This is a genomic window from Streptomyces sp. NPDC047022, from assembly GCF_040644155.1.
GTDB lineage: Bacteria > Actinomycetota > Actinomycetes > Streptomycetales > Streptomycetaceae > Streptomyces.
This window is the reverse complement of the sequence record NZ_JBEYVV010000020.1, coordinates 74841-87598: the sequence shown is the minus strand read 5'-3', so window position 1 is coordinate 87598 and position 12758 is coordinate 74841. Positions and strand designations below refer to the sequence as shown.

Below are 12758 nucleotides of genomic sequence, written 5' to 3'. Positions count from 1 at the left end.
TCGGTGCCCCCGCGCCCCGGGCCGCCCCGCGCGCCCCCCCCCCCCCCCCGCCGCCGGCGGCCCGCCCGCGGGTGGTCACTTCGTCGCGCCGAGCGCGAAGCCGGTGAGAGAAGCGAAGAAGCGGCCGTTCTCGTCGGCCTGCTCGAGCGGCTGCCACCAGGCCGCCAGCTCCTCGGCGGTCATGTTCAGGCCGCCGCTCTGCTGGGCCCCGGCCAGCCTGCCGCCGACCGAGGTACGGAAGAAGCTCAGCGGCATGAGGACCGTGTACGGGGTCACCGAGACCTCGCCCAGGCCCAGGTCCAGGAAGCGGCGACGCAGCTGGCGGCCGGTCCACCGGTTCGCATGGCCGTCCGCACAGCAGCGGACGATCTCGCGGGTCGCCGCCACGTCGGGGTGGTCGACGATGGTGGACTCGAAGTCGTAGTCGAAGACAGCGATCCGGCCGCCGTCCTTGGTGACGCGGACGAGCTCGGCCGCGGCAGCGTCGAGGTCCGAGCAGTGCATCAGCACGAGCTTGGCCCGCACACCGTCGAAGGCGCCGTCTTCGAAGCTCATCGAGCCGACGTCCTCGACGCGGAATTGCACCGGCAGGGGCGAGCCCACGCTGCGCCGCGTGGCCTCCTCGATCATCGCCTCACTGAAGTCCGTGCCGACCACCCGGCCGGCGTCGCCGACCAGTTCGGCCAGCTCACGAGCGTCGTCGCCGGTGCCGCAGCCCACGTCGAGCAGCGACTTGCCCTTGACGTCCGCGCCGAGGTTCCGCGCCAGAATGCCGCGGATGTCCGCATAGCCGGGAAGGGCGTTGGCCCGGTCCATGAAGTCGATGAACCAGGAGGAATCGGGTGCACCGTCCACCGTGGTGAATTGGGTGATGTTGCCAGTCGCGGCTGTCATGGTCCCCCGGTCTCCTTGGCGTGTTCTTTCACTTGACCCGGACAGCCTCGCCGTGCGCGCTGACCTGGTCATCCCCTGTTCACGCCATGTCCCGGACGGCAGAAGCGGACTTGTCATCGCCAGAAGACGTGATGTTCCCGGCCGGGGCTTCGGGCAATGATCGCGGGAGCGAAGGCAACTGGCGAACAGTCAGAGTCGAAGGGGTTGGAGTGGCGAGCAGATGACAAGCGACCTGATGGGTAACACCGCGACCGAGTCGCGGACACGTGATCCCTGGAAAGTGTTCGGACTTCTGGCCGTGGTCCAGTTCATGGTGGTGCTCGACACCGGCATCGTGTACGTCGCGCTGCCGTCGATCCAGCGCCAGATGGACTTCTCGCCCGCCGGTCTGGCATGGGTGATGGACGCGTACATGCTGGCGTTCGGCGGTTTCATGCTGGTGGGCGGCAGGGCCGCGGACCTCTTCGGGCGGCGCCGGGTCCTGCTGTCCGGACTGGCGCTGTTCGCGGCGGCCTCGCTGGCCTGCGGACTCTCGCAGGAGGCCTGGCAGTTGGTGACCTCCAGAGCGCTTCAGGGCCTGGGAGCCGCAGTGGTGGCGCCGTCCGCGCTGGCACTGATCACCGACCTGTTCACCGAGGGACCGGACCGGCACAAGGCGTTCGGCATCTGGGGCGGCCTCGGCGGCCTCGCGGGCGCCACCGGCGTCCTCTTCGGCGGCCTGCTCACCTCGATCGGGTGGCAGTGGACCTTCCTGGTCAACGTGCCGGTGGTGCTGATCGCGCTGGTGGCGGGATCCCGGACGCTGCCGGCCGGGCGGCCGGGCGCGGTCGGGCGCGTCGACCTGCTCGGGGCACTCACCAGCAGCGCCGGCCTGTGCCTCGCGCTGTTCGCGGTGCTGCACGGGGGCGCTTCCGGCTGGGGCGACGCGACGACCCTGGGTTCCTTCGCCGGTGCGGCGGTGCTGCTGGGCGCCTTCGTATGGCGCCAGTTGAGCGCCGATGCCCCGCTGATCCCCCGGATGCTGTTCGGACTGCGCAACGTCGTTCTCGGCAACGCCGGCAACACCGCGACCGGTCTGCTGATGTTCGGCGTCTTCTTCGTCGTCAGCCTCTATCTCCAGCAAGTCCGCCACTACGAGCCGCTGCAGGCAGGCCTGCGGACGATGCCGATCAGCGTCGCCGTGTTCATCGGCTCGCAGGTGTCCATCCGGCTGTTCGGCAAGATCAGCCCGGTCTCCGCACTCGCCGGGGGTCTGGCGCTGCAGGCGGTGGGCCTGCTGTGGTGGGGCGGTGTCCTGAAGGCGGACGGCGACATCCTGCTCTCCTTCCTGCTCCCGGGCATGGTGTGGGGTCTCGGCCTGGGCGCGGCGATCGTCGCCGCCTTCGTGGTGTGCACCAGCGGGCTGCAAGGCCCGGTCCAGGGCGCGGCATCCGGCCTGGTGAGCACCACACTGCAGGTCGGCGGGGCGCTGGGCGTCGCAGTGCTCACCACCGTCTCCCACCGGGGGGCGGGTGCGCGGGCGTCCGCCTCGGTGGCCGCGCACGGCCAGGGCATCGCACTGCTCACCGCCGGTGTGATCGCACTGGTGGCGGTGCCGCTTATGCTGTGGCTGCGCAGCACCTGGCGGCCGCAGGGCCTTGGAGAGCACGGCCATTGACGGCGACTCACAGGAGAGAGTGCATTGACTACCGATGAATCCAGTACGCCCCTCGTGAGGGATGACGAGCTGCTCAACCCCGACCGCCGTACGGTGACGGTGTGGTCGGACATCGGGTGCCCCTGGGCGACCCTCGCTCTGCGCACGCTGCGGGCGGCTGCGGCCGACCGGGACGTGGACCTGCTGGTGGACCACCGGGCCTTCCCGCTGGAACTCTTCAACAAGATGCCCACGCCCAAGTTCATCCTCGAGGCGGAGATCGTCACCATCGCCGGCGCTCGCCCCGAGCTGGGCTGGAGATCCTGGGCGGGGGCCGAATCCGCCTACCCGGTAACCACGTTGCCGGCCATGGAGGCGGTGCAGGCGGCCAAGGCCGAGGAGATCGGCGGACTGCGGGCCAGCGACGAGCTGGATGCCGCGCTGCGGTACGCGTTCTACAACGAGAGCCGGTGCATCAGCATCCACCCGGTGATCCTCGACGTGGCCGAGAAGTGCGAACACGTCGACACGGCGGCGCTGGAGAAGGCGCTGGCGCGGGGTGCCGGGCGGGCCGAGGTCTACCGGCACTGGGAGACGGCCAAGGGGCCGGGCGTCCAGGGCAGCCCGCATCTCTTCGCGGCCGAGGGCTTCGCGGTGCACAACCCCGGCGCCACGTACCACTGGACGGCGCGCCCGGGTGAGGGCTTCCCGCGACTGGAGGAGTACGACCCGTCCTGGGTCGAACCGCTCCTGGCGCTCTGATCCGGGTGTCAAACGAAGCAGGGGGCGGGACCGCATCGCGGTCCCGCCCCCTGCTTCGCATCACGCTCGCTTCGCCCGGCACTCAGCTCCCGTAGTGCCGGGCGGCGACCTCCTCGGCGCGGCGGACGTCCTCCGAGGTCAGCCTGGGGGCCAGCTCACCCGTGACGGCCGGCCGGCTGATGTCGATGAAGAACTTCTCTATGCCGCCCGGCGTGTAGATCCGGATCATGCGGGAGGTCTCGGTGGAGCTGTTCTTCCAGATGTGCTCTGTTCCGCGCGGGATGAACGCGTAGTCTCCCGGCTTGATCGTGAAGGTACGGCCACCGGCCCGCACCTCGAACTCGCCCTCCAGGACGTAGAAGGACTCGTCCGCGTCCACGTGCGAGTGCGGCGGCGGACCGTTCCCGGGCGGCACGACGGTGTCCACCACCGCCAGCGAGCCGCCGGTGTTGTCGGCGGTCCCGACGAACGTGTACGTGGACAGCTCGGGCCCCTCGCCGTCCACCAGGTCCAGGGGCGGCTCCTCGGGCACCCACAGCGCGATTCCCTCGCCTGCCGGTACGTGAACCACCTCCCTGGTGATCTCGGGCGGGATTGTCTCACTCATCGGCACTCCTCCATGGAGAGGTGGTTGGCGACGCCAGGATGTCTCTGGCCTGCGCGTACGCACATCCCACGTTCACGTGATCCCGGAATCCCGTAGGCACGTGATGTCCCGGGGCCGCGAAGCGGCGAAAGTGGTCCGCGACGCAACTGCGCGTCGCGGGGCCTCCTCCACGCGGCGCACCGTGACAAGAGAGGTTCGTTCGACGTGACCGCATATCTTGAACTCGACGCCGCCGCCCAGGACCTTCTGTTCCGCGAGGCCCGGACCGCCAACACCTTCACCGACGAGCCGGTCGGCGAAGAGCAGATCCAGGCCATTTACGACCTGGTGAAGTGGGCGCCGACGTCCTTCAACCAGCAGCCGCTGCGCGTGGTCCTGGTCCGCACGCCGCAGGCGCGTGAACGGCTCGTGCAGCACATGTGGGACAGCAACAAGGAGAAGACCGCGGCGGCCCCGCTGGTCGCGATCCTCGCCGCGGACGGGGAGTTCCACGAGCAACTGCCCACCGTGTTCCCGGTGTTCCCGAACGCCAAGGACGCGTTCTTCTCGGACCCGGCGGTCCGTGAGGAGTCGGCCCGGATGAACGCGGCGCTCCAGGTCGCCTACTTCATCATCGGCGTGCGCGCGGCCGGCCTGGCCGCGGGCCCGATGAGCGGCCTGGACACCGACGCCGTGGCCAAGGAGTTCTTCGACGCCAACCACAAGGTCCTGGCGGTGGTCAACATCGGCAAGCCCGGCGAGAACGCCTGGTGGGACCGTCTGCCCCGACTCGAGTTCGACCAGGTCTTCCGCACCGTCTGACACACGGTGCCGGGCGACGAGCGCGCCTCGGGGTGTCCTGGCCTGTCCTGGCCTGGCACGGCCACGGCCGTGCCAGGCCAGGACACCCGTCGGCCGCGGGCGTCAGATGTCGACGTTCTCGGCCACGTTGTTCTCGATGACCCAGCGGGTCAGCGCGACCCGGCTGGACAGTCCGAGCTTGGCGAAAATGTGCCTCAGGTGAGAGTCGACGGTGTGCGGCGAGAGGAACAGCGCCGCCGCCACCTCCCGGTTGATCTTCCCCTCCGCGACCAGCAGGGCGACCCGCAGCTCGGACTGGGTGAGCGCGCACCACGGCGAGTCGACCCGGCGCGCGTCCCGGCGCACCTTGCGGGAGACACCGATCCGGTCGAGCCGGCCGTTGACCCGCGCCATGTCGTAGGTGGCGCCGCTGGTCAGGTAGACGCCCAGCGCGTCGTCCAGCAGGGCGATCGCGTCGCGACGCTTGCCCCGTCCCGCCAACGCCGTGGCCAGGTCCTCCTTCGCGCGGGCGCCCGCCAGCGGCCGGGGGCTCTTCTGGTACGTGTCGACAGCCTCCTGCAGCGCCGCCACGTCGTTGTGCAGCAGGCCGCGGGCGTGGGCGACGGCACCCGCGAGGGAGGGCACCTGCGGGTTGCGCTCCCGCAGCCGCTCCAGTGCGGCCAGCACCAGGACTGCCTTGTCGTCGGCGCCGACCTGCTTGGCCAGGGCTATTATCCGGGGCCCGGCGGAGCAGTCCTGGACGAGCAGCATCAGCCGACGCGGCAGCTGCTCGAAGAAGGCGGAGAGCGTCCGCATGGCGACCTGCGGCTCCTTGGAAGCGTCCTGGTAGCAGGCCAGTGCCCAGACCTGGTCCTCCACCCGCGAGCCGGTGCCCTCCTGGCTCAGCTTCGCAGCGCGGTCCAGCAGATGCGCGGCCTCCGGCAAGTCGCCGGACCTGACCGCGATGTGCACGAGCGTGCCGAGCAGCGGCACGCTCATCGCCATCGCCGCCCACTGCTGCGCCACCTGCAGGCCGGCCTCCGCCTCGGCCTTCGCGTCGTCCAACAGGCCCTTGGCCAGCCACAGTTCGGCGCGATGGTAGTGCCACACCGGGTGCGACCACGCGGTGCCGAGCTGGAAGGCCTCGCGCTGGCCCAGCTCGTACACAGCCGCGGCCTCGGCGAACCGGTCGGCCGCCGCCAGAGCGTGTCCCAGCCACAGCCGCGGATGGCGCTGGGTGGCCTCGCCCCCCACGGTGTCGGCAAGCTGAACCGCCTCGTGGGAATAGGCGATGGCCTCCGCGATCTCGCCGCAGCCCTGGGCGGAGATGCTCAGCGCGGAGGTCGCCGTGACCAGCGAGGGCTGCTCCCCGGCACTCCGGCTGACCTGCTGCGCCTCTTGCGCGGACTGCCGCGCCTCATGGATGCCGCCCTGGTTCAGCATGGCGTGCGCGCGGATGGCGAGCAGCTGGGCGCGCTCGCGTTCCGACACGTCCGGCCGGGAGAGAGCGCGCGCGGTGTAGCTCACCACCGCGCCGTCCTGCCCGGCGTGCTTGAGGGCCTCGGAGAGCCCGAGCAGCAGCATGGTCGTGAAGGGGCTTTCGCCACGGCCGCGCAGCGTTGCCTCGCCCAGCTCCCGCGCCTCGGTGAGACGCCCGGCACTGGCCATCAGCCGGACCGCGGTGGCCGCCAGCTGCGGGCGCCTGGGATCCTGTTTGTCCAGCAGATCCAGGGCGCGGGTGACCATGTCGGCGGCCGTGCTCGGCGCGGTGGGGGCCAGCTGGGCGACGGCGCGTTCGAGTACTTCCACCACCTGCGCATTGCTGCGCCGGCCGCCCTGGATCAGGTGCTCGGCCACCTCGACCGACGAGCGGCCCTCCGCCTGGACGACGGCCGCCGCCTCACGGTGCAGCAGCTGGCGCACCGAGCCGGACAGGTTGCCGTACACCGCCTCGCGGATCAGGTCGTGCCGGAAGGCCAGTTCAGCCCCGAGGTCCACCAGGATGTCGCTGCGGATGGCATCCTTGGCGGAGGGGAGCAGTTCGATGGGCCGGCGGCCCAGCAGCCCGGCGGCCTCGTGCAGGGTGAACGGGCGCCCCAGCACGGCGCCGACCTCCAGCAGCGTTCGCGTGGTCTCGGAGGCGCTCAGCAGGCGCTGAGCCACCGCGCTGCGAAAGCTCGGCGGCAGTTCGCCGGAGGCCGCGGTCGCGGCGTCCGCGGTGACGGTGATCTGCCGGTGGTCGCGCAGCGCGAGCAGCAGTTCCTCCAGCAGGAACGGGTTGCCGCTGCCGCGCATGGCCAGCGCCAGCACGTCGGCGTCCGGCCGCGCGCCCAGGATGTGCCGGCACAGCTCCGTGACGGCCTCGTGGCCGAGCGGCTGCAGCTCCAGCAGCGGGTAGCCCTCCTTGACCAGCAGGTCGACCGCGGCTTGTCCGGGGCTGTCTCCCGGTGTCGGCCGGCGCGCCAGCACCCAGGCCACAGGGGAGGAGGCCAGTGTCGGCACCAGGAAGCGCAGGGCCAGTGCGCTCAGTTCGTCCGCCCACTGCACGTCGTCGACGACCACCAGCAGCGGTCGTGTGGTGAGGTACTTCTCGATGAGTTCGCCGAGCCTGTTCACCAGCCAGAAACGGTTGCTCGACGGGTCGCCCGGCGTGGTGAGATCCCTCAGCGCCGGTATGTCCGCCGTGCGTAACGCGGTGAGCAGGGTGGTCAACGGTGCCACCTGGTCGAGTTCGGTGGCCCGGCCGTGCGCCACCTCGACGCCGAGCCCCGCCGCTTCCTCGACCAGCCCGGCCAGGAGGCGGCTCTTGCCGATCCCTGCCGGGCCACTGACGATCTGACAGGCTCCACTGCCTGAGAGAGCCCCCGTGAGTGCAGAGCGCAGTTGTTCCTGTTCGGCGCTCCGACCTACGAGCGGCCACTTGGTAAACGCCTCCACAACCCCTCCCCGTATTTGCCGCTGCCCGCCTTGAGTGCGGTTCGGGCGCCTCCATTAAGGCATGAGGTGGCATTTCTTCGCTGAGGAAGCCGACGAGTCCTAGTCAGGTGGCCGTAGCGACGCTGCTCAGTGCCACCACGACCGACTCCGTGTCCGGTACGGCGGCGCAGCGCCGTACCGCGTAGTTCAGTGCCAGTAGGTGATCCTCCGCGCTGAAGTCGGCGACGGCATCGGCCACCAGGAAGGGCTGGATGTCGAGCGAGAACGCGTCGCACGCGGTGACCAGACAGCCGATGTGTGCGTACACCCCGCAGATGATCAGCTGGTCACGGCCCTGAGCGGACATCAGCTCCGCGAGACCGGTGCGGTGAAAGGCGCTGTATCGCCACTTGGTCAGCACGGTGTCGGAAGACTGCGGCGCGAGCGCCTCCACGATCCGCCGGTGCTGCGGATCAGCGCTCATACCGGGGCCCCAGAAGTCGTGCAGCAGTCCGCGCTGGACGCGGTCCATCCCGCCCGGCTGGGCGGTGTACGCCACCGGGACCCCGGCCTCGGCGGCAGCCGCGAGCAGCCGGCCGATGTTGGCGACCAGGGTGGTGACAGGCTGCCGGCCCGCGGGGAAGGCGTCGATGAAGTACTTCTGCATGTCGTGGACCAGCACAAGCGCCCGTGCGGGATCGACTTGCCAGCCGACTCGGGCCTCGGCCGGCCCGGGCGGGGACGGCATCGCGTAGGCCGGAAGGGGAGGCATGGCCACCTCGTCACTCCATTCTTCGGTGGACTCGGAATCGCCAGGACCACGGCTTCTCGCGCCCGAGGTCCCCGGGACAGGCCCTAGGGCCTCTCGTTTGGACCAGACCGGACCAGGCCGGATCAGGGCGCGGTGCCGGACCCCGCGAGCCCGGCCTGATCCGGACGAGAGGCCCTAACCCTGCAGGGCCGCACCGCCGTCGACGTAGAGGTCTTGCATGGTGATGTGGCTCGCGCGGTCCGAGGCGAGGAAGGCGACGGCGTCGGCGATCTGCTCGGGGCGGGCGATCCGGCCCAGCGGGATGCCCGCGCGGAACGCGGGCAGCGAGCCCGCGACCACGGCGCGGAGCCCGTCCTGTTCGTTCAGCCCTTGTTCATCCCACATCGTTCGCTGCATCCGGGTGTCGGTGGATCCCGGGCACACCACGTTGCAGCGGATGCCGGACCCGGCGAGTTCGAGGCCGAGGCACTTGGTGAACATCGTCGACGCCGCCTTGGACGCGGCGTATGCGGACATGTGCATCCGCGGTACGCCGGCGGCATTGGAGGCGACGGTGACGATCGCGCCCTCGCGGCGGGGGCCCATCTGCCTGGCCACCGCGCGGGACACGCAGAACACCCCCCGGGTGTTCACCGAGAAGACGGTGTCCCAGTCGTCGTCGCTCACGCCCACCGCCGGGCCGGTACGCAGCACCCCGGCCACGTTCACCAGGATGCCGATCGGGCCCAGTTCCCGCTCGACCTGGTCGACCACCGTGTCGACCGCCGCAGCGTCCCGGACGTCGGACGTGAACGCCACGGCCTTGGCCCCCTCTACGAGCAGCCCGTCCACGACGGACGTGACCGCATCCCCCGCGAGGTCCACCGCGGCGACCGTAGCCCCGTGTTCGGCCAGCTTCCTTGCCACCGCGGCGCCGATGCCCTGGCCCGCACCGGTCACCAGCGCCACCTTCCCGGCTATGCCGGGCTCGCCCCCGGCCTCGACAGCCGCCGTCCCCCGTTGTCCGTTCACCGTATTCCCTCCAGTTCCTCTTCTTCGTCGTAGTCGTAGCCGAACAGCCACTGGCGCCCTTTGAGGGCCCATTCCCCGTCCATGGCGATGTCCCGCTTCTGCTGAGCCTGGCCATCGTCGACGTGGTGGTTGCGCTCGTTCTCCTGGATGAACCGCTGGACCTGCTCCGTGCGTGGCCGCCGCACCGACTCGTAGCGCTTCAGCGTCTCCGGCACTTCGGCCGTGTTGCCCGAGGCGAGACAGGCGGCGAGCACCATGGCGTCCTCGATCGCCTGGCTGGCCCCCTGCGCGCCGAACGGCAGCATGGGGTGCGCCGCGTCGCCGACCAGCGCGAGCCGGCCGGTCGTCCACCGGTCGACCGGGGGCCGGTCGTGCAGGGCCCACCGGGTCACGGTGGGGGCGCCGGACAGCAGTTCGCGCAGCTCGCCTGCCCACCCGCCGTAGGTGTCGAGCAGGTCCGTCAGATGTCCCTCGGCGGTCCAGGACTCCACCGACCAGTCCCCGGCGGGCGCACTCGCCGCGAAGCTGATCAGGCGTCCGCCGGAGATCGGGTAGGCGACGCAGTGCTGCCCGGGCCCCATCCAGATCGCCACCCGGGGGTTCTCCGCCAGCCGCGGCGCGTGCCGGGCCGGCACCACCCCGCGGAAGACCTGATGCCCCGAGAAGCGCGGCTGGTCGCCGAGCAGTTGCGCCCGGACCGCGGAGCGAATGCCGTCGGCGCCGATCACGGCGTCGGCGTCCGCCGTCGAGCCGTCGTCGAAGTGCAGCCGGGCCGAGTCGCCGAGGTCGTCCGCCTGAACGCAGCGCATGCCCAGGTGGACGATGCTCCTGGGCAGCTGCTCCAGCAGCAGCTGGTGCAGCTCGGCCCGGTGCACGGTGTAGTACGGCGTGCCGTACATGTCCTCGCAGGCAGAGCCGAGGCTGGTCCTGGCGAGTTCCTCACCGCTGTCCCAGCGGCGGACCGAGATCGCCTCGGGCCGCACCGCGATGTCCCGGAGCGCCGGTCCCAGGCCGAGCCGGTGCAGTGGCCGGGATCCGTTCGGTGAGAGCTGGATCCCGGCCCCGATCTCGCGCAGATGCCGGGTTTGTTCGAACACCTGGCAGCGGACGCCGGCGCGGGTCAGTGCGACCGCCGTGGTGAGGCCAGCGATTCCCCCGCCGACGACTGCGATCTTCATATGTTCCCTCTTTTCGCACGTGGATCGGCCGCAGCCACCAGCAGGAACTCGCGGACTATGGGACCGTTGACCGCTGATGAACTCGGGTGCCATCAGCGACCGGTTGTTGGTGATCAGCAGGTGGTCAGTAGTAGAGAAGTGCCTTGCCCCAGTCCTCGTCCGCCCCGAACAGGGTTCGCGGCTTGACCACGTCGTGGACCGCGGTCAGCACCTCGTGGGGGACGAAGGTCCCGGGCGGGACCGGGGCGACGTCGGGCGCTATGCCCCACTCCTTGCGGACGGCCTCCGTCAGATGCCCGCAGGCCGCCTCCCGGTGCTCGTCGGGTACCTCGATCTCGATCCGCAGCCGGTCGGGTTCGGCCCGGGCCCGCCAGAACAGCACCTGGTGTTCCAGGGGCAGTTCGAAGACCAGCTCCTCCAGCCGGTGCTGGGTGATCCTGGCCGTTCCGACGCGATGGCCGAAGGCCGAGCGGCCGAGCACCCGCACCACCGGCAGCTCCCAGCCGCACGCACAGTCCGTCCAGGAGATCTCGACGTCGTCCTCGAGGTTGTACCGCAGCAGCGGCATGGCCTCTCGGTACAGCGGGGTGACGACCAGCTGGCCGGAGCCCTCCGGGCGGACCTCGCCGGTCGCCGGGTCGTGCACCTCGAAGATCGCCCGGTCGGCCCACAGGTGCAGCCGCCCTTCGGGGCACTCCCCGGCGAGGCTGCCGGTCTCGGTGGAGCCGTACTCCTCGACGACCGGCACGCCCCAGATCTCGCTGATGCGCCTGCGGCGCGCCGTGCTGAGCGGCTCACCGCCGACGAACAGCGCCCGCAGGTGCGGGAAGTCGCGGCCCGGATCCCAGCCGGCCGCACGTGCGGCCGCGGCCCACAGGAGCGTCTCGGTCGGCATCGACCAGCTGAGGCTGACGCCCAGGTCGTGCAGTACCCGGACCACCCGTGAGTACGGCATGGCGAGCGACCGGTTGTCGCCCGGCACCACGGTGGCGCCCTTGGAGCGGGCCGCCGCCTGGGCCAGGTGCCCGGTGATCATCAGCGCGTACGGGGTCCGCACCAGAAACACGTCGGACGGGGTGATCCCGACCCACTTGCGGGCGTAGCGCTCGGCCAGGTCGACCCAGTCCTCCTCCGTGTAGTACGAGGGAGTCGGCGTGCCCGCGGTACCGCTGGACTCGTGGTAGGTCGCCAGCCGCTCCTTCGCCACGGCCAGCAGGCCGAACGGGTACGAGTCGCGCAGTTCCTGCTTGCTCACCAGGGGAAGCGCCGCAAGGCCGGCCCGGTCACCGGGGCGCACCCCGGCGGCATCGAACCGCGACCGGTAGAAGGGCGCACGGGAGGCCCACTCCAGCAGTCTCGGCAGCTGCTTGTCCTGGAGAGCGGTCAGCTGTTCGCGGCTGCTCCAGTCCCCGAGCTGGGGAAATGTCACGGGCGTGTCGGTCATGGGATCTCCTCTCCCAGGATCCTGTGCGCGTTCTCCCAGGCGATCCGCCGCCAGGTCTCCGGATCCAGGTTCAGGGCACGGAACTTGGCCAGCTCGACCGCGGGCGGCTGGAGCGGATGCTCGGCGGCGAACAGCAGACGGTCGGCGCCGAGCCGGCTCACGGCGAGACGGACCAGGTGGGTGTAGCCGCCGCTGGTCTCGACCAGGATGTTCGGCAGGTCGGCCACCAGCCCCAGGGCGTGTGTGTCGATCAGGCTTACGCCGCAGTGTCCGAGGACGAAATGGGTCCCCGGGAAGGCGCCGGCGAGCCGCACCAGGTCGGCGACCCCGGCGCCCGGACGCGTCAGGCACACGGTGTAGACGGGATGTCCGAACTCGGCGGCTACCTCGACCAACCGCGTGGTGCGCGGATCGTCCAGACCGACGCCGTGAACGGCCGGCGACAACTCGAGGGCGCGGAACTCGGCCGCCCGACCGCGGTAGTGGCCGACCGGGCGGTGCGGGTTCGCGAAGAAGAACGGGATCAGCTGTCCGTCGCTGCGCGCACAGGCGTCCAGCACCAGGTCGTTGTCGGGGTCGGCCTCGCTGTGCCCGCCTTCCACCACCTGTCCGGCCAGCACATCCAGGTCGATGACGCCGCCGGCGGCGACCGCGGCGCGCTGGACCCCGGCCCGCTTCATGTCGGCGAGCAGCAGGTCCAGCGCACCGGGACGGGGCGCGAGCCGGGCGTGGAAGTCGAGTATGGTCTCGCGGCTCAT

At 70.8% G+C, this 12758-nt stretch carries 11 protein-coding genes; 3 read left to right on the top strand and 8 right to left on the bottom strand.

Translation table 11 applies throughout. From position 1 onward, the window contains the following. Positions 1 to 75: 75 nt before the first annotated feature. Complete coding sequence (locus tag ABZ845_RS21115; protein WP_360981856.1) at positions 76 to 894, bottom strand: methyltransferase domain-containing protein; 819 nt, start codon at positions 892 to 894, stop codon at positions 76 to 78. Between the two features lie 220 nt (positions 895 to 1114). Between ABZ845_RS21115 and ABZ845_RS21110 the strand changes: the two genes are divergently transcribed. After that, a complete protein-coding gene (locus ABZ845_RS21110; RefSeq protein ID WP_360981854.1) occupies positions 1115 to 2551 on the top strand; it encodes an MFS transporter in 1437 nt (478 codons plus the stop codon). A 54-nt stretch (positions 2552 to 2605) separates the two neighbouring features. Then, the gene (locus ABZ845_RS21105) at positions 2606 to 3292 is read left to right on the top strand and encodes a DsbA family protein (protein WP_360981852.1); all 687 of its coding nucleotides are present in this window, start codon (positions 2606 to 2608) and stop codon (positions 3290 to 3292) included. Positions 3293 to 3374: 82 nt separating this feature from the next. Here ABZ845_RS21105 and ABZ845_RS21100 read toward each other — a convergent pair whose 3' ends face one another. Beyond that, a complete protein-coding gene (locus ABZ845_RS21100) occupies positions 3375 to 3899 on the bottom strand; it encodes a cupin domain-containing protein (protein WP_360981850.1) in 525 nt (174 codons plus the stop codon). Positions 3900 to 4103: 204 nt separating this feature from the next. On the opposite strand from ABZ845_RS21100, the gene ABZ845_RS21095 reads away from it, so the two are divergent. Next, on the top strand, positions 4104 to 4700 hold the full coding sequence (locus ABZ845_RS21095) for a malonic semialdehyde reductase (protein WP_360981848.1): 597 nt from the start codon (positions 4104 to 4106) through the stop codon (positions 4698 to 4700). 102 nt (positions 4701 to 4802) lie between these two features. Here ABZ845_RS21095 and ABZ845_RS21090 read toward each other — a convergent pair whose 3' ends face one another. The 6 genes from ABZ845_RS21090 to ABZ845_RS21065 all read right to left on the bottom strand — a co-directional run bounded on the left by ABZ845_RS21090 (position 4803) and on the right by ABZ845_RS21065 (position 12758). Continuing rightward, a complete protein-coding gene (locus ABZ845_RS21090; RefSeq protein ID WP_360981846.1) occupies positions 4803 to 7616 on the bottom strand; it encodes an AAA family ATPase in 2814 nt (937 codons plus the stop codon). 103 nt (positions 7617 to 7719) lie between these two features. Continuing rightward, positions 7720 to 8367, bottom strand: coding sequence for an isochorismatase family protein (locus ABZ845_RS21085; protein WP_360981922.1), 648 nt, complete (start codon positions 8365 to 8367; stop codon positions 7720 to 7722). Between the two features lie 174 nt (positions 8368 to 8541). Beyond that, positions 8542 to 9378 (bottom strand): 2,3-dihydro-2,3-dihydroxybenzoate dehydrogenase, encoded by an 837-nt coding sequence (locus ABZ845_RS21080; protein WP_360981844.1) that lies wholly within the window; start codon positions 9376 to 9378, stop codon positions 8542 to 8544. After that, entirely contained in the window at positions 9375 to 10556 is a 1182-nt protein-coding gene (locus ABZ845_RS21075; protein ID WP_360981842.1) for an FAD-dependent monooxygenase, read from the bottom strand. The genes ABZ845_RS21080 and ABZ845_RS21075 overlap by 4 nt, the downstream gene beginning before the upstream one ends. Before the next feature lie 124 nt (positions 10557 to 10680). After that, entirely contained in the window at positions 10681 to 12000 is a 1320-nt protein-coding gene (locus ABZ845_RS21070; protein WP_360981840.1) for an AMP-binding protein, read from the bottom strand. Beyond that, positions 11997 to 12758: an amidohydrolase family protein gene (locus ABZ845_RS21065; RefSeq protein ID WP_360981838.1), complete on the bottom strand. Its 762-nt coding sequence runs from the start codon at positions 12756 to 12758 to the stop codon at positions 11997 to 11999. Before ABZ845_RS21065 ends, ABZ845_RS21070 begins: the two co-directional genes overlap by 4 nt.